At 64.8% G+C, this 18,391-nt stretch carries 19 protein-coding genes and 1 riboswitch; of the genes, 9 read left to right on the top strand and 10 right to left on the bottom strand.

The features are described from left to right. Nucleotides 1-71 precede the first annotated feature (71 nt). Nucleotides 72-1,364: an MFS transporter gene (locus ACSBOX_RS01990; RefSeq protein WP_442544558.1), complete on the bottom strand. Its 1,293-nt coding sequence runs from the start codon at nt 1,362-1,364 to the stop codon at nt 72-74. A gap of 27 nt (nt 1,365-1,391) precedes the next feature. Further along, nucleotides 1,392-2,612, bottom strand: a complete 1,221-nt coding sequence (locus ACSBOX_RS01995) for a M20 metallopeptidase family protein (RefSeq protein ID WP_442544559.1) — start codon at nt 2,610-2,612, stop codon at nt 1,392-1,394. A gap of 143 nt (nt 2,613-2,755) precedes the next feature. On the opposite strand from ACSBOX_RS01995, the gene ACSBOX_RS02000 reads away from it, so the two are divergent. Next, on the top strand, nt 2,756-3,901 hold the full coding sequence (locus tag ACSBOX_RS02000; protein WP_442544560.1) for an Lrp/AsnC ligand binding domain-containing protein: 1,146 nt from the start codon (nt 2,756-2,758) through the stop codon (nt 3,899-3,901). Here the strand turns inward: ACSBOX_RS02000 and ACSBOX_RS02005 are convergent. After that, nucleotides 3,898-5,049: an alkaline phosphatase family protein gene (locus ACSBOX_RS02005; RefSeq protein ID WP_442544561.1), complete on the bottom strand. Its 1,152-nt coding sequence runs from the start codon at nt 5,047-5,049 to the stop codon at nt 3,898-3,900. The two genes, ACSBOX_RS02000 and ACSBOX_RS02005, sit on opposite strands and share 4 nt — an antisense overlap. Further along, nucleotides 5,046-6,311, bottom strand: a complete 1,266-nt coding sequence (locus tag ACSBOX_RS02010) for an alkaline phosphatase family protein (RefSeq protein ID WP_442544562.1) — start codon at nt 6,309-6,311, stop codon at nt 5,046-5,048. The genes ACSBOX_RS02005 and ACSBOX_RS02010 overlap by 4 nt, the downstream gene beginning before the upstream one ends. 152 nt (nt 6,312-6,463) lie before the next feature. On the opposite strand from ACSBOX_RS02010, the gene ACSBOX_RS02015 reads away from it, so the two are divergent. Further along, nucleotides 6,464-7,978, top strand: a complete 1,515-nt coding sequence (locus tag ACSBOX_RS02015) for an MFS transporter (RefSeq protein WP_442544563.1) — start codon at nt 6,464-6,466, stop codon at nt 7,976-7,978. Between the two features lie 11 nt (nt 7,979-7,989). Here the strand turns inward: ACSBOX_RS02015 and ACSBOX_RS02020 are convergent, their stop codons facing one another. Next, nucleotides 7,990-8,730, bottom strand: a complete 741-nt coding sequence (locus tag ACSBOX_RS02020) for an SAM-dependent methyltransferase (protein ID WP_442544564.1) — start codon at nt 8,728-8,730, stop codon at nt 7,990-7,992. 409 nt (nt 8,731-9,139) lie between these two features. On the opposite strand from ACSBOX_RS02020, the gene ACSBOX_RS02025 reads away from it, so the two are divergent. Beyond that, on the top strand, nt 9,140-10,873 hold the full coding sequence (locus ACSBOX_RS02025; protein WP_442544565.1) for a DEAD/DEAH box helicase: 1,734 nt from the start codon (nt 9,140-9,142) through the stop codon (nt 10,871-10,873). 147 nt (nt 10,874-11,020) lie between these two features. Here ACSBOX_RS02025 and ACSBOX_RS02030 read toward each other — a convergent pair whose 3' ends face one another. The 5 genes from ACSBOX_RS02030 to ACSBOX_RS02050 all read right to left on the bottom strand — a co-directional run bounded on the left by ACSBOX_RS02030 (nt 11,021) and on the right by ACSBOX_RS02050 (nt 14,407). Next, nucleotides 11,021-11,671 carry an MBL fold metallo-hydrolase gene (locus ACSBOX_RS02030; protein WP_442544566.1) on the bottom strand — a complete coding sequence of 217 codons (651 nt, stop codon included), beginning with the start codon at nt 11,669-11,671 and terminating at the stop codon, nt 11,021-11,023. A 36-nt stretch (nt 11,672-11,707) separates the two neighbouring features. Further along, nucleotides 11,708-12,727, bottom strand: coding sequence for an aldo/keto reductase (locus tag ACSBOX_RS02035; RefSeq protein ID WP_442544567.1), 1,020 nt, complete (start codon nt 12,725-12,727; stop codon nt 11,708-11,710). A gap of 69 nt (nt 12,728-12,796) precedes the next feature. Further along, nucleotides 12,797-13,162 carry a DMT family transporter gene (locus ACSBOX_RS02040; protein ID WP_442544568.1) on the bottom strand — a complete coding sequence of 122 codons (366 nt, stop codon included), beginning with the start codon at nt 13,160-13,162 and terminating at the stop codon, nt 12,797-12,799. A gap of 2 nt (nt 13,163-13,164) precedes the next feature. Then, the gene (locus ACSBOX_RS02045; protein WP_442544569.1) at nt 13,165-13,479 is read right to left on the bottom strand and encodes a DMT family transporter; all 315 of its coding nucleotides are present in this window, start codon (nt 13,477-13,479) and stop codon (nt 13,165-13,167) included. 9 nt (nt 13,480-13,488) lie between these two features. Beyond that, nucleotides 13,489-13,554, bottom strand: a riboswitch (guanidine-III (ykkC-III) riboswitch). 199 nt (nt 13,555-13,753) lie between these two features. Further along, nucleotides 13,754-14,407, bottom strand: coding sequence for a HutD/Ves family protein (locus ACSBOX_RS02050; protein ID WP_442544570.1), 654 nt, complete (start codon nt 14,405-14,407; stop codon nt 13,754-13,756). A 133-nt stretch (nt 14,408-14,540) separates the two neighbouring features. Here ACSBOX_RS02050 and ACSBOX_RS02055 point away from each other — a divergent pair, with 133 nt between their 5' ends. From ACSBOX_RS02055 to ACSBOX_RS02080, 6 genes are all read left to right on the top strand, one after another. Beyond that, nucleotides 14,541-15,137: a phosphoribosylanthranilate isomerase gene (locus ACSBOX_RS02055; RefSeq protein ID WP_442544571.1), complete on the top strand. Its 597-nt coding sequence runs from the start codon at nt 14,541-14,543 to the stop codon at nt 15,135-15,137. 225 nt (nt 15,138-15,362) lie between these two features. Continuing rightward, nucleotides 15,363-15,713, top strand: coding sequence for an ArsR/SmtB family transcription factor (locus ACSBOX_RS02060; RefSeq protein ID WP_442544572.1), 351 nt, complete (start codon nt 15,363-15,365; stop codon nt 15,711-15,713). Then, entirely contained in the window at nt 15,710-16,171 is a 462-nt protein-coding gene (locus ACSBOX_RS02065) for an SRPBCC family protein (protein ID WP_442544573.1), read from the top strand. Before ACSBOX_RS02060 ends, ACSBOX_RS02065 begins: the two co-directional genes overlap by 4 nt. Before the next feature lie 119 nt (nt 16,172-16,290). Continuing rightward, the gene (locus ACSBOX_RS02070; protein WP_442544574.1) at nt 16,291-16,776 is read left to right on the top strand and encodes a hypothetical protein; all 486 of its coding nucleotides are present in this window, start codon (nt 16,291-16,293) and stop codon (nt 16,774-16,776) included. Nucleotides 16,777-16,841: 65 nt separating this feature from the next. Then, a complete protein-coding gene (locus ACSBOX_RS02075) occupies nt 16,842-17,918 on the top strand; it encodes an ATP-dependent DNA ligase (RefSeq protein ID WP_442544575.1) in 1,077 nt (358 codons plus the stop codon). Nucleotides 17,919-17,981: 63 nt separating this feature from the next. Continuing rightward, on the top strand, nt 17,982-18,383 hold the full coding sequence (locus tag ACSBOX_RS02080; RefSeq protein ID WP_442544576.1) for a YccF domain-containing protein: 402 nt from the start codon (nt 17,982-17,984) through the stop codon (nt 18,381-18,383). The last annotated feature ends 8 nt before the right edge of the window (nt 18,384-18,391 follow it).

Here is an 18,391-nt window from a genome sequence, read left to right on the forward strand (position 1 = left end):
TCGCAGCTAATGTCGTTATGAGGCCTCTAAACGACAACAACTGCGAGCTAGTTGGGTTCAAGCGCGGGGGGCTAGTGCGTCAGGTCCTTGCCCTTGGTTTCCGGGATCATGAAGGCGAACGCGATTCCGATGGCCAGCAAGATCACGGCGTAGACGTTGAACATGTTGGCCTGGCCGATGCTGCCGAGCCACGTCTGCAGGTACGGGGCCGTGCCGCCGAAGACCGCAACGCAAATGGAATACGGGACACCGACGCCCACGGTGCGGATCTTGGTCGGGAACAGTTCGGCGTATACAGCCGGGACGATCGAGGCGCTGCCGGCAATGAAGAACAACATGACGGACATCGAAACAGCCAGCTGCCACGGGGAGTCCTTGAGGAGCCAAGTCATCGGGAAGTGCAGCAACGCCGCACCGGCGGAACTCACGATCAGCACGGGCTTGCGGCCGATGCGGTCGGACAGCTTGCCCCAGAACGGCAGCGACGCGATGAACGCGATGTTGCCGATGACCCCGGCCCACAAGGCTGCGCCGCGATCCATCTTGAGTGAGCTGGCAGCATAGCTCGGAGCCACGACACCCCAGATGTAGTAGACAACAGTGAGGCCGACGGTCAGCCCGATCACCTGCAAGGCCTGCTTGCGGTACTTGACGATCTGCGGCCACATGGGCTCGCGCTTTTCTTTCGGCACCTCGGCCTCGAACGCCTCGGTCTCCTTCATCTTGGCCCGCATGACCAAGGCGTAGATGCCCAGGGCGCCGCCCACCAGGAACGGCACACGCCAGCCCCAGGCGTTCATGTCGGCCTTGCTCAGGACACCGGTCAAGATGGCGCCCAGCAGAGTTCCGGCGAGGATGCCGGCGGTGCCGGAGGTGTAGATGAGCGTTGCCCAGAAGCCCCGCCTTTCCTTGGGGGCCATTTCGGACAAGTACGTTTGCGACGACGGCAGCTCGCCACCATGGGCGAGGCCCTGGATGAGGCGGGCCACCAGGAGCATCACGGATGCAAATGCCCCGACAGCCTGGAATGTCGGGGCGATGCCGATCAGCAGGCTGCCGACAGCCGCGAGGCCGACGGCGAACGTCATGGAGGTCTTGCGGCCGATCCTGTCGCCGATCCAGCCGAAGACGAACCCGCCGAACGGCCGGGCCACGAATCCGACGGCGAAGATCGCCAGGGTGGAGAGGACCGCGGACGTGGGGTCGGCACTGCTGAAGAGCGCGCTCGCGATGAAGGGCGAGAACGTGGCGTAGATGGCCCAGTCGTACCATTCGACGGCGTTGCCGATGCCGGTGCCGATGAGGGTTCGCAGGTGGGACTTGTGAACCTGGACTGTGGCTGAAGTGCCTACGGTTGCGGTCATGTCTTGCTCCAAGGGCTGGGGTGGTGGTTAGTTGCCGGCGGCGAGGGTGGCGATGCGGGAGACCGCGAGCTCTGCGTAGAGCGCCGCACCATCGGACAGGACGCCGTCGTCGAACGTGGCATAGGGGGAGTGGTTGAACGCCGAGGTGGTGTGGTCGACGCCCCGCGGCACGGCGCTGAGGCCCACGAAAGTTCCTGGAACTTCGGCCAGGACCCGGGAGAAATCCTCCGATCCGCTGAGCGGCGTGGCCCAGCGGGAGAGCCGGGAATCGCCGAACATGTCCGCGATGACGTTCTCGGCGGTGTGCGTCTCGTCCTCGTCAGTGACGGTCATGGGGTATTCGCCGCGGTAGTCGACGTCCACTTCCAGGCCGTGCGCCGAGGCAATGCCCTTGAGCAGCTGCGGAATCGCAGTCATCATCCGCTCACGGGAGGCTTCCGAGAACGTGCGGATGGTGGCTTCGAAACGCGCGGATTCGGGGATGATGTTGCGCTTGGTGCCAGCCTGCAGGACGCCCACGGTCAGGACTACGGGATCGAACATGTTGAACTGCCGAGTGATCATGACCTGCAGTGCGGTCACCATTTCCGCGGCCGCCGTGACGGGGTCCTTGGCCGCGTGCGGCGCCGAGCCGTGACCGCCGGCACCGAGGACCGTGACGAAGAGTCCGTCCGAGGCGCTCATCATCACTCCCGGCTTGGTGCAGAACTGGCCGTACGGTTCCAGGGAGGAGAAGACATGCATGCCGTAGGCGGCGTCCACGCGGCGGCCCGCGGCGTCCAGGACGCCTTCGCGGATCATGTGGCCCGCGCCGTCGAAGCCTTCTTCGCCGGGCTGGAACATCAGGACGACGTCGCCGGCCAGCTGGTCGCGTCGCTCGGCCAGCAGGGTTGCGGCTCCGGCGAGCATGGAGGTGTGGAGGTCGTGGCCGCAGGCGTGCATGGCACCGTCGATCTTCGAGGAGAACTCGACGCCGGTGCGCTCCTGGACGGGAAGGCCGTCCATGTCGGCGCGGAGCAACACGGTCGGCTTGTCCGCTGAAGCGTGTGGAGCGCCGCCGCGCAAGACCGCGGTGACCGACGTCGTGCTCTCGCCAAGGGTGATTTCGTAAGGGAGTCCGTCGAGCGCCTTGAGCACCTTTTCCTGGGTGCGAGGGAGGTCCAGGCCGACTTCCGGTTCCTGGTGGAGCTCGTGGCGGAACCGGGCGATTTCTCCCTGCATCTCTTGGGCGTCTGCGGCGATCGACATCTGTTCTCCTGTTTCCTGAACGATTGGTAGGTTTCCATAGCCATTGTGGAGTGACTGGCCTCACAATTTTCCAAAGCCCTGTAAAAATTCAGATTCATGCCAGAATTAACAGGAATCGCGCACCGTCTACGGAAGGATCGCTGATGGAACTCAGTGAAGAGGACCTGCGGCTGATCAATGCCCTCCAGATCTCGCCGCGGATCAGTTGGTCCGACGCCGCCGAGGTCCTCGACGTCCATGCCACCACCTTGGCCGCCCGATGGGACCGCTTGCGCGAGTCCGGAGCCGCCTGGACCACGGCGCACCTCATGGGCGACCCCAAGCATGCCTGCCTCGCCCTGCTGGACGTGGACTGCGAAATGCATCTTAGGCCCGAGGTTACGGCTGCGCTCGCAGCGATTCCGGAGATCATCACGGTTGAGGAGGCAGCCAGCAACCGGGACCTCATGCTCACCGTCATCACGCAGGACCTGGGCGAGTTCAGCAGCCGGCTATTGCCCCAACTCAAGGAAATCCGTGGGCTCACCAAGTACCGGACCTCGCTCTGCACCCGGATCCACACGAGCGGCTATGCATGGCGGCTTAACGTCTTAAGCCGGGCGGAGCAGCAGGCGCTGCGCGCCCTCGCCGGGCCGGAAGCGCTCAATCCATCCGCCCCCTACGCACAGGTCACCCCGCTGCCGGAGAGCCACATGGCACTCTTTCCCTTCCTCGCCCGGGACGGAAGGGCTTCCGCCGCGGAGATCGCCCGCGCCTTGGGACGACACCCGGCCACGGTGCAGCGGCAGCTCGGCCGGGTGCTCGCGAGCCGGATGCTGTCCTTCCGCTGTGAGATCGCCCAGCAATTCTCCGGCTATCCCATGACGTGCCAGTGGTTCGCGAATGTCCCAGCAGGCCAGCACGAGGCCGCTGCCGCAGAGCTACGGGCCGTCAGGAACGTCAGGTTCACGGCCTCGACCACCGGCAGCACCAACTTTGTGATCATCATGTGGCTGCGCTCGCTGGCCGAGGTCATGGAGATGGAACTTGCCATCCAGCAGCGCATTCCCGGGATCGAACTCGTCGAAAGCGTCGTGATGCTCAGCACCGCCAAGCGGGTTGGTTGGATGCTGAACCCGGACTCGACGGCGACCGGCGCTGTCGTGCCGACCGCCGCCGTCGTGCCGACGACCGCCGCCGTCGTGCCGACGACCGGCGCTGTCGTGCCGACCGCCGCCGTCGTGCCGACGACCGGCGCTGTCGTGCCGACCGCAGCCGTCGTGCCGGCCACCGCTGTCAGCTTGGCCTAGACGCCGGCGTTGTAGACGTCGAGTCCGAAGCGGTTCAGTCCGGGGGTGCCTGCATAGCCGAGGTAGGGGAGGCCGAAGGTGTCTTCAATGCTGGCCAGCAGGCTGTAGTGGTTGTAGGGAGTGGTGGACCAGGTGCCCCCCTTGGTGAAGGGGGAGATGACCAAAGCGCCGACCCGGCCGCCGCCTTGTCCGACAATCCCGGGAAGCGGGGAATTGGGTCCGGGGCCCTCTGCGCAGCATGCGGAAGCGTCCGATTGCGGGCTGTCGGATTCGTCGAAGGTGATCACCAGGACACCGTCCTGGCGGAACGCGGGGGACGAGGTGATCATCGGAACATACTGCTTCAGCCATGCATCCGCGCTGGTCAGGCCACCGGGCTGTCCGTCGACGCAAGGAGAATCGTGTCCGTCGTGGCAAAGGTTCGGCGTGATCATGGACAGGTTCGGCGTGGTCGCGACCGATGCAAGGTCGGTCTTCAGGGCTCCGAGGTCCACATCGTTCTTGGCACAGTCCGGTGATCCCGTGATCCCCGCGAAGTAGACGAAAGGATTGTGTCGGGCGGCGTACTGGTCCCCGACCTTTGCCTTCTGGGTGTCATCGGCTGCGCCGAGGGCCGGGTGGCGGCACGGCGTGCCCATGTCCTCCATGTAGCCTTTCCAGGTCTTCCCGGCTGCCGTCAATTGGCCGGCCACGGTGGGCACGTCGGCAGGGAAGACGCAGCCATCTCCAACGGCCTGGCCGGGCGCCGCCGTCCCGGTCTTCGCGAACGGGGAGTAGGTCTGGCAATCGGCCTGCATCTGCGGGTTGGGGCCTTGGCCGGAAATCTGCGCGACGTAGTTCGGCTGCGAGTTGTGTGCCGTGCCGAAGTACTGGTTCAGCAGGACGCCCTGGTTCCGCAGTGTGGTGGAAAGGTACGGCGCCGCCGAACCCGGTCCCCACGTGGTGTCGTACCCCTTGTTTTCGAGGTTGATCACGAACACGTGCTTCGCTCCCGGGAGATACCCGGAGCCCTGCGCGACTTGGGGTTCGCTTGCTTGTGCTTCCGTCTGCTGCAATCCGAAGGTGATGCAGGAGGCGCCCAGCAGGACAACCAGCAGCGCAGCGAATCCGAGCCGCATTTTGGAGATGGCGAAGTTTTTGAAGGTCATGGCAAGGTCCATCCGTCCGCGAGTGCTTTCTGTTTCAAGCCGGTCCACTCTTCCTCCGCCGGCGGCCCGACCGGGGAGCAGGCCGGTCCGGCGGTATACGGCGGCACGAGGTACGTCGGGGCGGTCAGATTGGGTGCCGACTGGAAATCGAGCACCTCGGCGATATTGCGGGCGGCGCTGTCCCGCGGCGTCAGGGGTTGAAGCCCCCAGCGCCACTCGATGGCCTTCAGGACTGAGGTGTGGTCGTAGGTGTCATGTGCCACGTATTGCCTGCGGGCGCGTGGCGAAATGACCATGGACGGGACGCGGAAGCCGCGCTGGGCGGTATCCGGATTGCTGTCCGGTGCGGTTTGCGGTGGCACGTGGTCGTAGAAACCGCCCCATTCGTCGTAGTTGACCACCAGCATCGTGTTCGCCCAGTTGGGGCTCTTGGTCACGGCGTTGTAGACCTCCGCCAGGAATAGCTCGCCGGAGCGGATGTCGGCGTGCGGGTGGTCGTCGCCGGAGGTTCCGCTGGACTCGTCCGTGAAGCGGGGATCCACGAAGGACACCGAAGGGAGCTTGCCGGAACTGCAGTCGCTGAGGAACTCAGCGTAGGGCCTGGAGATGCCGAGGTACTTGGTTCCCCAGAGGGCGGTGAACGGAATGTCGCCGTAGTAGTACTTTCCTTGCACGCCGGCGGACGCCAAGCGGTCCCAGATCGTGGGCATGGTGCTGGTGACGGTCGAGTTGTGGAGCCTGTCCGTGGCCGCAGAGTGCTGGTAGAAGCGGTTCGGATAGGTTTCGGCCAGGGTGGCTGCGAAATAGCGGTCGCAGACGGTCCAGTCGGGACCCGCTTGGCGCCAGAAATCGAGATCGCTCGAATCGTAGTATCCGACGGCGAATTCGTCGTTCTCGCCTGCCCGCAACCAGCCATCGTTCTTGCCGTTGTTGAACTGGATCCGGCCGCCCTCGTAGGAATGGTCGGGGTCTGGATGCCCGCAGCCCTGGAAATCGGTCAGGTGGTGCGTTGTATGCGGGATCCCGTAGCGGTCAACGTAGCTCAGTCCGGTTTGTTTTCCATCTGCGCCAGGCATCCAGCCAAGGAAATGGTCGAACGAGCGGTTCTCCATCATCACCACAATGATGTGGTCTATGCCCGAGGAACCGGGTTGGGGGAGTGCGATCGCAGCAGGCGCGGTCCCCGCGGAGGCGCCGCTGACAAGCGTCGCAGCCGTGGCAGATCCGGCAACTGACAGGAAATTGCGTCTTGTGAAGTTCACGCCAAGCAGTGCATCACGAAATGATTACGGGAACAACCGATAGTCGGCTATTTAGTACAGTGTTTGCCTAGAGTTAATTTCAGGTGAACATAAATCACTTGAATGGATTTTGATGGGTCCCCCAAACCCGTTTGGCCTTCTAGGCTGGGATGATGACAAGCCACGACGCAACAGCCGGCATACTGCAACGCCCTTATCTCCTGGCGACGGCGGGTGCCTGCGCGTTGGTCTTCCTAGCGGCTTTCGAATCCATGGCTGTCACCACCATCATGCCGCTCGTGAGCCGCGATCTGGACGGCGCCGGACTCTATGCGTTGGCATTCGCGGGTCCGCTCGCCACGGGCGTGATCGGCATGGTGGCCGCAGGGAACTGGGCGGACCGGCGTGGTCCTGCAGCCCCGTTGTACGCATCCGTGGCGCTGTTCGCGGCCGGGCTGCTGATCGCCGGCACCGCGCTTTCCATGCCCATGCTCGTGGCAGGCCGGCTCGTCCAAGGCCTCGGGGGAGGCGCGATGACCGTGGCGCTGTATGTGGTGATCGCCCGGGTCTACCCCGCCAGGTTGCATGCCCAGGTCTTCGCCGCGTTCTCGGCGGCCTGGGTCATTCCCTCGATGATCGGTCCCTTCGCCGCCGGCGTGGTTGCCGAGTTGAGCAGCTGGCACTGGGTATTTCTCGGCGTCGTGGGCCTCGTGATTCCGGCTTTGGCAATGATCCTCCCCGCCATGAGGGGCGTGCGTTCTGCGCCTGACCCGCGGGAAGCGGGCTCGCGGGAGGCGGGCTCGCGGGAGGCGGGCTCGCGGGAGGCGGGCTCCCCAAAGGCGGCTTCGGGTGAGGCAAAGCCCGGACGCGCCGTCGTTCCCTGGGCGTTCGGCCGCATGGGGTGGGCCGCACTCGCAGCCGTTGCCGTTCTCGGCCTGAACCTCTCCGGGCAGGTGCCAGGCGTCGGTTGGGTGATTGCCACCGTCGCGCTCGTCACCGCGATGCTGGCAGTACGGCCGCTGGTCCCGCGCGGCACCCTCGGCGCGCACCGCGGACTGCCGAGCGTCATCCTCATGCGCGGAGTTGCCTCCGCTGCCTTCTTCGGCACCGAGGTTTACGTGCCGTACCTCCTGACCGAGCGATACTTGTTCTCCCCGGCATTTGCCGGACTCGCGCTGACCGGATCGGCGATCGCCTGGGCTGCGGCGTCGGCCGTCCAAGGGCGCATGGGTTCCCGGCTTGGCAATGCCCTGGCGGTCAAGATCGGGTCTGCGTTGGTGCTCGGTTCGGTGGTCATCGTCCTCGTGACCACAGTGTTTTCATGGTCCGCGGCAGTGGCGATTGCGGGCTGGCTGTTCGCAGGCGCGGGGATGGGCCTGATGTACCCGCGGTTGAGTGTCATGACCCTGGCGCTCTCCAAGCCGGAGGATCAAGGCTTCAACAGTTCTGCAATGTCCATTTCCGACTCCCTTGGCGGCGCCCTCTCGCTCGCCGTGACGGGACTCGTCTTCAGTGCCCTGACGACGACGGCGGGCTCCTTTGCGGGCGTGTTTGTCCTGACGTCGGCTATCGCCGTCGTCGGGCTCATCATTGCGCCGCGGGTCGCGTCCCGCCGGTCTTTGGGTGCTGAACATGCGGGGGACGCCCAGGCGCACAGCGCCGCGGAGGCGGACGACGTGCGGGCTTAGCCCGTGCGGTCCTAGTCCGTCCGGGTGGCGCGGAGCACGCTGTCGATGGTGGTGGCGTGTTGGCCCTCCGGGCCCGTCACCGCGCGTTCACGGGAATCGGCAACGTTGATCCTCCACGAGCCCGGGCCGCTCGTGAGCGCGTCCACCAGGTCCTCGGGAGTGGAGAACTTGTCCTTCATGTCCTTGTGCCCGCTCCACGGAGTCAGTCCATCCGGATGATGCCCGACCATCAGCAAAGCGCCGCCCGGAGCCACGGCCGCCGCGGCCGAGGCAAGGGAATCCCGCCAGGGAAGGAGCGGAGAATGAAGGAATTGGGAGGACACCAGCTCGAAGCCCTCGTCGGGGTGCCACGAGCCGAAGTTCCGTTGCAGCCACGCGATCCGGTCCTGGAGCCCGACGTCGACAGCATGGGCTTCGGCCCGTTCAAGCGCGACGGCGGAGACATCCACCGCGGTCACCGTCCAGCCATGCTGGGCGAGCCAGATCGCGTCCGCACCCTCTCCGCAGCCGAGATCAAGGGCGGTGCCGGGAGCCAGCCCCTTGGCTTCCGCGATCAGCTGTGGATTGGGATTGCCGCTCCATCTCTTTGGCTTTTCCCGGTAGACCTCGTCCCAAAACTGCACCGGGTCGGCGTCGCGGTCAGGGTTGCTGTGAAGGTGGGCTCCGCTGTCGTGGGTTTCGCTGTGAAGGTGGGCTCCGCTGTCGTGGGTTTCGCCGTGAAGGTGGGCTCCGCCGTCGTGCTGGTGTGTCATGGCTCAAGCCTGCCCCGAGGTGCCCCCGCGAGGCAACGCCCCACCCAACTAACTCGCAGTTGTTGTCGTTATGAGGGCTCAAAACGACAACAACTGCGAGCTAGTTGGGGAACAAGCCCGCGTGAACGTGCGCTGTGGGAAGGCCGGCTGCTCGCGGATGCTAGAATGGACTTACTTGATGTGCAGTGATGCCCGCTTAGTCCCCGAATTTGGCTTGGTTCCAAAGTCGGGAAGTGGGCTTTTTTCATGTGAGAGGCACATCCTGCGTCGATGAACGCGTTTTCTCTGGTCCCGGCCACGGCTTCTTGCCTACCGGTCGATCACTGACTTTTTCCTCGGCGAACCCTTGGCCCAACCGGCGTCGGGGGACGATGTCCGTTGGACACCGCCAGAAAGACCTTTGAAACACATGACTACTTTTGCTGCCCTTGGCACGCCCAAGGCCATCGCCGAGTCCCTCGCTGCAGATGGCATCGAAGAAGCTTTCCCCATCCAGGTCAAGACCCTCCCGGATACGCTCGCAGGCCGCGACGTCCTGGGCCGTGGCCGCACCGGCTCCGGCAAGACCATCGCTTTCGCTATCCCGCTCGTGGCACGTCTCGCCGAGCGCGAAGCCAAGCACTTCCGCAAGCCCGGCCGCCCCATGGGACTGGTCCTCGCACCGACCCGCGAGCTGGCCACCCAGATCAACGCCACCATCGAGCCGCTGGCCAAGGCCATGGGTCTGAACACCACGGTCATCTACGGTGGCATCTCCCAGGCCCGCCAGGAAAAGGCGCTGCGCGCCGGCGTCGACATCGTCATCGCCTGCCCGGGCCGTCTGGAGGACCTCATCCGCCAGCGCATCCTGACCCTCGAAGCCGTCGAGATCACGGTCCTGGACGAGGCCGACCACATGGCAGACCTCGGCTTCCTCCCCGTGGTCAAGAAACTCATGGACATGACCCCCACCCAGGGCCAGCGCCTGCTCTTCTCCGCGACGTTGGACAACGGTGTTGACAAGCTGGTCAACCGTTACCTGTCCAACCCGCTCACCCACTCCGTGGACGACCCCCAGGCCGCCGTCACCACCATGGAGCACCACGTCCTGGTGGTCAACGACCAGACCGTCAAGAAGCAGGTGATCGTGGAGCTGGCCTCCGGCGCCGGCCGTCGCGTCCTCTTCATGCGGACCAAGCACCACGCCCGCAAGCTTGCCAAGACCCTGACCGACTGCGGCATCCCCGCCGTCGACCTTCACGGCAACCTGTCGCAGAATGCCCGTGACCGCAACCTCGCCGAGTTCTCCAGTGGCGAGGTCCGGGTCCTGGTGGCCACCGACGTCGCTGCCCGCGGCGTGCACGTCGACGACGTCGAACTCGTCATCCACGTCGACCCGCCCACAGAGCACAAGGCTTACCTGCACCGCTCCGGCCGAACGGCCCGCGCAGGTTCCGACGGCACCGTGGTCACGCTGACGCTTCCCGAGCAGCAGTCGGACGTCAAGAAGCTCATGAAGGCTGCCGGCGTCGACGTCTCGTTCGAACGAGTCACGGCCAGCTCTCCCCTGATTGCCGATCTCGTGGGCCAGGTCGCCGACAAGGTTGATCCCCGCACCCGTGCGGCACTGCTCGCAGCGAAGACCCAGCAGCCGGGCGGCGGTACCTCCACCGGTGCCAACGCCCAGCGCAAGCGCAACCGCCGCACCACCCAGGCTGCACCCACTGCGGGTGGCCGTGGTGGTCGCGGTGGCCGTGGCAAGGTTGCGGCCGAGCCTGTGCGCACCGACATCAACCGTGCAGAGCGCCGCGCAGCAGCGAACGACGACGTCGCCCGCAGCCCGCGTGGACGCGGCAACGCTGCTTCTGCTCACCGCAATGACGTTCCTGCTGCTCGTGGCCAAGGCGCGCAGGGTGGTCGCAGCGGCCGTCTGGCGACAGGTCAGCGTGCTGCCGCGGGCAACCGCTCGGCTTCTGCACCGCGCACGGAATCTGCAACCTCAACGCGCACCGGTGGCAACAAAGCTGTCTGGTCCTCGAACACGGGCGGCAACTCCGGTGGCTCTTACGGCGCCGGCGCAGGCAACTCGGGTTCCGGTCGTCCGGCCCGCAGCGGCCCGCGCCGTGCCTCGGCTCCGGCGTCGAACGAGCGTCGCGGCCGCTAAGCCCGTTTGGCCTGGGCACTCCCGGGCCAGGGAGCTCGGCTCGCCGGGTGACCACGGACGGACATGCTCAGCTTTGGTAGCAAGGAGTGGACATATTCCTCATATGTCCATTCCTAAGCTCGAAGGTTGGGCATGTCCCTGTAGGGACTACCACCCGCGCTCGCGCCATTCCGCAAGGTGTGGCCGCTCCGCACCGAGCGTGGTCGGATCTCCATGGCCCGGGTGCACCACCGTGTCGTCCGGGTAGGCCTCGAACAGCCGTTCGCTCACGTCATTCAACAGCGAGGTGAAACGGGTGGCATCGTTCTGCGTGTTGCCCACGCCTCCGGGGAACAACGAGTCGCCGCTGAAAATGTGCGCGGGCCCTTCCGGGTCCAGGTACACGTAGGCGATCGAACCCGGAGTGTGGCCGCGCAAGTGCACCGCAGTGATGTCGAAACCGTCGAAGTTTCCCACATCGCCATGGCGCAGTTGCACGTCCACCGGCACGGGCAGCGCATCGGCGTCGTCCACTCCGGCCGAAGTCTTCGCGCCCGTGGCTTCCACCAACCCGGGAAGCGCGCGGACGTGATCCCAGTGCTGGTGGGTCGTGGCGATGAGGGCCAGATTCGGCGGCAACGCGGCGTCAGCGACCGACTCCGCAATCATTGCTTGGATGGCCGGAAGGTCGTCCGCGGCGTCGATCAGGAGCTGCGCGCCGCTCGCCTTGGCGGTGAGCAGGTACACGTTGTTGTTCATCTCGCTGACCGAGATTCGCCGGATGGTGATGTCACGCAGTGAATGAATGAGTGAGTCCATTCGACCACTCTACGGAAGCCGCGTCCGGCTCGCCGACTACTCGCGGCCCTGCGAAACCCAGGTGGGATCCGCGGACCGTGAGCCGACGACGGCGTCCGCGGCGCCGTCGAGCACGTCCAGTTGAGCGGCACTCAACTGGAGCGACAAGGCGCCCAGGTTCTCGTCGATCCGGTGCGCTTTGCGCGTGCCGGGGATGGGGACAACGCTGAGCCCAAGACGGCGGCCCTTGGCGAAAAGCCAGGCCAACGCCACCTGGGCGGGAGTTGCATCCCGGCTGGTGCTCTCGGACAGCTCGACGGCCACGGCACGCACCGCGGCAACAACCGCCTGGTTGGCGTCGAGCGCGCCGTCCGCAAAACGGGGGATGCGGTGCCGGAAATCGTTCTCGCCGAGTTGATCGGCGCTGACGGTTCCGGTGAGGAATCCCCGGCCAAGCGGCGAATAGGGTACGAAACCCACACCCAGCTCTGCCGCAGTCGGGACGACGTTGCGCTCAACGTCCCGGCTCCAGATCGACCACTCGCTCTGCACCGCTGCGATCGGGTGCACGGCGTTGGCTTCCCTCAGCTCCTCGGCTGTCACTTCAGACAGGCCAAGGTGCCGGACCTTGCCAGCCCGGACAAGCTCTGCCATGGCCTCCACGGTTTCCACAATCGGAACGCGGAGGTCACGGCGGTGCATGTAGTAGAGGTCGATGACGTCGGTGCCCAGGCGGCGGAGGCTCGCTTCCGCCGCCTGGCCCACGTACGCGGTATCTCCCCGGACATCGGTGTAGCCCTCGCGCGGGTTGCCGACGATGCCGAACTTGGTGGCCAACTGGACCTCGTCGCGTCGGTCCTTCAGCAGCTTCGCGATCAGTTCCTCGTTGTCGCCCGCGCCGTAAATATCGGCGGTGTCGATGAAGCTGATGCCGGCATCCACGGCGTGGTGCAGCGTCTTGAGGGATTCGGCGGGATCCACCTCGCCGTAAACGGGGGTCAAGGCCATCCCGCCGAAACCGAGGGGGCTCACGGTCAGGCCATCACCGAGTTGTACATTCGTGGTTTCCGGGCTCATGGTGCTTCTCCTTCGCCGAGTGTTCGTCTCACTGCTGCCAACTCCGTGGCGCGGGGGAGTATTCCGCGCTTATCGTTCGGCCGGCTCGGTCACTTCTTCACGGTTCTCCGTGGAAAGGGCCTTCAACCCGGCCGCGCAGCCAACGATTCCAGCAATGAACAGTAGCTTGAGCGGGCTGGCCGGTTCGACGCCGGTGGCCATCGCCCAGCCAACCGTTAGCGCAGCACCGATCCCGACCCAGACGGCGTAGGCCGTGCCCAGGGGAATCCGCTTCACTGCGATGCCGAGTCCGATCATGCTGAGGGTCGCGGTGACGGCGAAGACAACGGTGGGGAGGGCCTGGCTGAAGCCGTCGGACAGCCCGAGGGCCGTCGCCCACACAGCTTCGAGCACGGCGGAGGCCAGCAGAATAGCCCATGCAAACTTGGCGGTCATGGCTACGCCACCACTTTCAAGCCGACCACGCACACGCCGATTCCGGCGAGCAGGAGCAGCCGGGCCGCCGTCGGGCGCTCAACTTTGGTGATCATCGCGTAAGCCGCCGTGAGGACGACGCCGACTCCAACCCACACCGCATACGCGGTTCCGGTGGGGATGGATTGCATTGCGAACGCCAATCCCGCGGTACTCGCGATCACGCTGACGAGGAAGATGGCGGAGGGCAATGGCCGGCGGAAGCCTTTGGAACGGTGGAGCGCTGCAGCCCAAACGGCTTCGAGCGCGCCGGACAGAATGAGGATTAACCACGACATGACAGATCCTTTGGCCAGTCTTGTCGCGTGCCGGGTACTGAACCGTCGTCCGGAGGTCCCTGTGCGGGCCTTCCTTCGAGGCTAGCAAATCCCGACGCCGGGTGGCCAGCTTTGGTGGCGAGCCTCACCAAGGGACATGCGCTGCGGCGGGTTCTACCAAGGGACATGTCCAGCGTTGGGCTCAGGGAGTGGGCATGCCGCCGACGCAACGAGGGACATGTCCAGTCTTCGGCGCAGCGAATGGGCATGTTGGCATTATGTCCAGTGCTGGGACCTAGGAGGGCGCATGCTCCACGCGGTCGATCGAGATGACGGCGAGGAATCCACGGCCCAGGATTTCCGGGCTGCGGGTGTCGGAACCTACTACTGCGTCGTACCGGCCGAGTTCGATGGACTCGGCCACGGCTGCGTCAGCGGCGGCCGAGTCCGCCGAGCCGGCCGACACATCAGCAGACACATCCGCAGGCTCCGCACCGGGACTGACAGAAGCTTTGCCCTCCAAAAGGACTGCCAGTTGGCCTTCGAACACCGGGTGCGCGCGCTTCTTGGAGAGCTCGATAATGGACGTATACCCCTTGAATTCGCCGGCCCGGGCGATCACGTTGAGGTCCCGGATGTCGCCGGTCGGGAGTGCGCTGCCCGATGCCGCCTCGCCGGAAAACCGGAATGGCCGATACTTTTCCAGCGGGTGTTCTTCGCCGTCCACCGTGAGCAGCAGCAATTCGCCGTCGATCACCGTGATCACGCGCTCCATGCCCGGGAAGGTCGAGAATTCGCCGGCCGATCCGACGTCCGCGATGCTGACCCGCCAGTCCCACGCTCCGTCCTGCGCCGACGCCGCTTTCGGATGGCTGGCGATTTCGCGGGTCACCCCGCCGCCGTTGCGCCATGGTTCGGGTTTGAGCTCGGCAAAGCGGATGATCTCCATGCGCTCCAGCCTAGCCCGAGCCCGCCGCCGGCCGGCTGAACGCCCGCGTAACATCGGTGCAACCTTGTCGCGGTTCAACAATCCCGGGGGCCCTTGCTAACGTCGTACGGAGGTAAACGGTTGGAGGCGCGGAATGTTCGTCAAAGTGTGCGGCTTGAGCACGCCTGAATCCGTGCAGGCCGCCGTCGAGTCCGGCGCAGACGCCGTCGGTTTCGTGCTGACGAAGAGCCCGCGCGAGGTATCGCCCAGCCGTGCCCGGGATTTGCTGGCCCATGTACCGGAAGGTATTGCCGCCGTCGGAGTCTTCCGCCACGAGATAGCGGCCGACGCCGTCGCAACCGCGCGCGAGGCCGGTCTGGAGTGGGTCCAGCTGCACGGTAGCCGCTCGCCGGAAGACGTAAAGACCGTGCACGACGCCGGCATGCGCCTCATCCGGGCCGTCACCATGGGCGCCGCTCAGGACGAGTTCGAGGAGTGGGGCGAGGACCTTCTCCTGATCGACGCCGCCGTGCCGGGTTCGGGCGAGGGGTGGGACTATTCCTCGGTCCGGGAACTGGGCCTGAGTGAGCGCCACTGGTTGCTGGCCGGAGGATTGAGTCCGTCCAACGTCGGAGCCGCCGCGCTCGAAGCCGAGGCCTGGGGCGTCGACGTGTCCAGCGGCGTGGAGTCCTCACGCGGTGTCAAGGACCTCGACCTCGTCCGCGCCTTCGTTCGAGCCGCAAAAGCCTGACGTCCCACCCAGACGCTCGCTCACCTATAACGCCCTTTCCCTAAACGCTCGCTCACCTTTAGCGCCTTTCCCTAAACGCCCGCTCAAACGATGTGAGCGAGCGTCTGCGGTTTTTGCCTCAAAAGTGAGCGAGCGTCGCAAGGAACCCTTGACACCCGCCATCCGGCGTCGCATATTTAACACATCGGATAATTAGCCGATGTGTTAAATACGAAGGCGCCAACGATGTCCTCAGACCGGCTCAGTCTCATCTTCTCGGCGCTTGCCGACCCTACCCGTAGGGCCATTCTGGCCCGGCTTTCGGAGGGTGAGGCCACCGTGAACGAGCTTGCCGAACCGTTCGACATCAGCCTTCCCGCCGTCTCCCGGCATCTCAAGGTCCTGGAAAATGCGGGATTGATCAGCCGGAGCCGGAATGCGCAATGGCGGTCTTCCAAGCTGGAAGCGGAACCGCTGCGCGAAGCCACCGAATGGATGGACGGGTACAGGCGCTTCTGGGATGCCAGTTTCATCCGCCTCGACGCCCACCTGCGCAAAATTCAGCACGATTCACAGGATCCAGGAGTCAAGCAATGAACACGGAACAGCACATCCTCACCATGACCCGCGACTTCGATGCCCCGCGCGAGCTCGTCTTCCAAGCTTTCGTGGACCCCGATCAGCTTGCCGCATGGTTCGGTCCGGTCGGCGTCGATTCACCGCGTGAGCGGATCGCCGTCGACCCCCGGGTGGGCGGAGTCTGGCAGCTCGTCATGACGTGGGACGAGAATGGCGTCGCCAAGGAATCACCCATCGACGCGGTCATCACCGGGTACGACCCGCCTGCCCTGCTGGTCGCCACCCAGAAAGCAGCGCCCGACGCCGGGATCACACTTTTGCTGGAAATGCGCCTTGAGTTCGAGGTACTGGAGGGCGGCCGCACGCGCGTTCACCTCACCCAGGGCCCCTTTGACTCCGACGAATGGGTGGAAATGACCCGGGAGGGTTGGGGCACTTCGTTCACCAAACTGGACACCGTGCTGGTGCGGGAATAGGGAAACGCTGCCGAAGTCAACTTGGAAGGTCGAGGCCCATTCGGGCTACACTCCACGGCGGGGACAGAATGCCATTGCTCTGGAGGCCGAACGGTTCCGGAGGCAGACGATCAAGCAGAATGCGACCTTTGAAAATCCTTTCCAAACCTCTCAACGGCCCAATCCGATACCTGACAGTCGCCCTCTTCGCCGCCTTGGCGCTGACCGGCTGCTCCACTCAGGGAGGGGGCTCCGCCGCGGCGGGCACGCCGTCGTCCTCTTCGGCGGGCGACACCGCGTCCGCAAGCGCCAGCCCAACTCCATCATCGGGGCCGTTCGGGGGCTTCGCATCGGCAGCCGAAATGTGTTCCACGATCTCTCAAGAGGCCACGGGAGCTTCGTTGCTGCCGATGTCGGCGGCGCAGGGAAAGACCGCTGAGCTGGAGCAATACAAGACCGAGCTTGCCGCCACGGCTGATCGCGTCCCGGATGCGCTCAAAGCTGATTTCACCAATCTCAAGGACACTGCTATCGCGGGCTTGAAAGACCAAACCGTCTACTCGAGCGGCAAGTTCGAAAAGGCGATGGCTCCCGTCACCGCTTGGCTGAGCGCCAACTGCAAGTAATCCTTTTATCCACTTAAGCGAGTGAACGGGTAGCGCGGTCCCGGTGCCGCGGCAAGAATGGCTTCATGCAGCTGCCAGTCATGCCCCCTGTCGCACCGATGCTTGCCAAGGCGGTTGGCGCCATCCCCGACGGCGCCATGAGCTACGAGCCCAAATGGGATGGTTTCCGCTCCATTGTTTTTCGTGATGGTGACGACGTCGAAATCGGTAGTCGCAACGAGAAGTCCATGAACCGATACTTCCCGGAGCTCATCGAGGCGTTGAAGGCAAACCTGCCGGAACGCTGCGTCCTCGACGGCGAGATCATCCTGGTGGGCAGATCCGGAGACCGTTTGGATTTTGAGGCCCTCCAGCAACGCATCCATCCGGCAGCCAGCAGGGTCAAGCTGTTGTCCGAGCAGACGCCGGCGAAATTCGTGGCCTTCGACCTGCTCGCCCTTGGCGATGAGGACTTCACCGGACGGCCCTTCGCCGAACGGCGGGCGGCGCTAGAACTAGCACTCGCAGACGCCGCCGCTCCCATCCACCTCACCGCGGCAACCCGGGACAAGGGGATGGCGGAGCAGTGGTTCAACCAGTTCGAGGGCGCAGGCCTGGACGGCCTGCTCGCCAAGCCGCTGGATGGTGCCTACCAACCGGACAAGCGCGTGATGTTCAAGGTCAAACACCAGCGGACCGCCGACTGCGTTGTGGCCGGCTACCGGGTTCATAAGACCGGTGACCACCTTATTGGTTCGCTATTGTTGGGGCTTTATGACGACGGCGGCCGGCTTGCCAACGTGGGCGTGGTGGGATCCTTCTCCATGCAAAGACGCAAGGAACTGTTCGACGAACTCCAACCCCTCGTGACTGGGTTCGATGGGCATCCCTGGGCATGGGCCGAGCAGGAGGAAGGCAGCCGGACACCCCGGAACGCCGAAGGCAGCCGCTGGAGCGCCGGGAAGGACCTGTCGTTCACCCCGTTGCGGCCAGAACTCGTCGTGGAAGTGGCTTACGACCATATGGAAGGGGAGCGGTTCAGGCACACAACGCAGTTCGTGCGGTGGCGGCCGGACAGGGATCCGGAGTCGTGCACCTATGAGCAGCTTGAGGAACCCGTGAAGTTCGATTTGTCAGCGGTCCTGGACACCGGGAAACGATAATCAAGGGGATTTCAGGGCGAACCCCTAGGCCCAGGCCGCTTACCGCAGGAGAGAATGGGAGATATGAAAACGCTGCTCAACATCATCTGGCTCGTCTTCGGTGGCTTCGTCTTGGCCTTGGGCTATTTCACGGCCGGAATTGTCTGCTGCTTGTTGATCGTCACCATCCCGTGGGGCATCGCGTCGTTCCGGATTGCCTCGTACACGCTGTGGCCGTTTGGTCGCATGGTCGTGGACAAGCCCGGGAGCGGGGGTGTCTTCACACTCCTCGGCAACGTCATCTGGTTGCTGGTGGCAGGCATTTGGATCGCGATCGGGCACGTGGTCACGGCCTTCGCCATGGCCATCACCATCGTCGGGATCCCGCTGGCCATCGCCAACCTGAAGCTCATTCCGGTATCGCTCATGCCGCTGGGCAAGCAGATCGTGCCTAGCAACCGCCCGTTCGTCAGCACTTACCACTAGCGTAGGCC

The sequence above is a fragment of the Arthrobacter sp. KN11-1C genome (genome assembly GCF_052180225.1).
Taxonomy (GTDB): domain Bacteria; phylum Actinomycetota; class Actinomycetes; order Actinomycetales; family Micrococcaceae; genus Arthrobacter.

What these genes read in the sequence shown, in the direction of transcription:
- ACSBOX_RS01990 (WP_442544558.1), bottom strand. Translation starts at nt 1,364, where the DNA reads ATGACCGCAACCGTAGGCACTTCAGCCACAGTCCAGGTTCACAAGTCC.
- ACSBOX_RS01995 (WP_442544559.1), bottom strand. Translation starts at nt 2,612, where the DNA reads ATGTCGATCGCCGCAGACGCCCAAGAGATGCAGGGAGAAATCGCCCGG.
- ACSBOX_RS02000 (WP_442544560.1), top strand. Translation starts at nt 2,756, where the DNA reads ATGGAACTCAGTGAAGAGGACCTGCGGCTGATCAATGCCCTCCAGATC.
- ACSBOX_RS02005 (WP_442544561.1), bottom strand. Translation starts at nt 5,049, where the DNA reads ATGACCTTCAAAAACTTCGCCATCTCCAAAATGCGGCTCGGATTCGCT.
- ACSBOX_RS02015 (WP_442544563.1), top strand. Translation starts at nt 6,464, where the DNA reads ATGACAAGCCACGACGCAACAGCCGGCATACTGCAACGCCCTTATCTC.
- ACSBOX_RS02020 (WP_442544564.1), bottom strand. Translation starts at nt 8,730, where the DNA reads ATGACACACCAGCACGACGGCGGAGCCCACCTTCACGGCGAAACCCAC.
- ACSBOX_RS02025 (WP_442544565.1), top strand. Translation starts at nt 9,140, where the DNA reads ATGACTACTTTTGCTGCCCTTGGCACGCCCAAGGCCATCGCCGAGTCC.
- ACSBOX_RS02030 (WP_442544566.1), bottom strand. Translation starts at nt 11,671, where the DNA reads ATGGACTCACTCATTCATTCACTGCGTGACATCACCATCCGGCGAATC.
- ACSBOX_RS02035 (WP_442544567.1), bottom strand. Translation starts at nt 12,727, where the DNA reads ATGAGCCCGGAAACCACGAATGTACAACTCGGTGATGGCCTGACCGTG.
- ACSBOX_RS02040 (WP_442544568.1), bottom strand. Translation starts at nt 13,162, where the DNA reads ATGACCGCCAAGTTTGCATGGGCTATTCTGCTGGCCTCCGCCGTGCTC.
- ACSBOX_RS02045 (WP_442544569.1), bottom strand. Translation starts at nt 13,479, where the DNA reads ATGTCGTGGTTAATCCTCATTCTGTCCGGCGCGCTCGAAGCCGTTTGG.
- ACSBOX_RS02050 (WP_442544570.1), bottom strand. Translation starts at nt 14,407, where the DNA reads ATGGAGATCATCCGCTTTGCCGAGCTCAAACCCGAACCATGGCGCAAC.
- ACSBOX_RS02055 (WP_442544571.1), top strand. Translation starts at nt 14,541, where the DNA reads ATGTTCGTCAAAGTGTGCGGCTTGAGCACGCCTGAATCCGTGCAGGCC.
- ACSBOX_RS02060 (WP_442544572.1), top strand. Translation starts at nt 15,363, where the DNA reads ATGTCCTCAGACCGGCTCAGTCTCATCTTCTCGGCGCTTGCCGACCCT.
- ACSBOX_RS02065 (WP_442544573.1), top strand. Translation starts at nt 15,710, where the DNA reads ATGAACACGGAACAGCACATCCTCACCATGACCCGCGACTTCGATGCC.
- ACSBOX_RS02070 (WP_442544574.1), top strand. Translation starts at nt 16,291, where the DNA reads ATGCGACCTTTGAAAATCCTTTCCAAACCTCTCAACGGCCCAATCCGA.
- ACSBOX_RS02075 (WP_442544575.1), top strand. Translation starts at nt 16,842, where the DNA reads ATGCAGCTGCCAGTCATGCCCCCTGTCGCACCGATGCTTGCCAAGGCG.
- ACSBOX_RS02080 (WP_442544576.1), top strand. Translation starts at nt 17,982, where the DNA reads ATGAAAACGCTGCTCAACATCATCTGGCTCGTCTTCGGTGGCTTCGTC.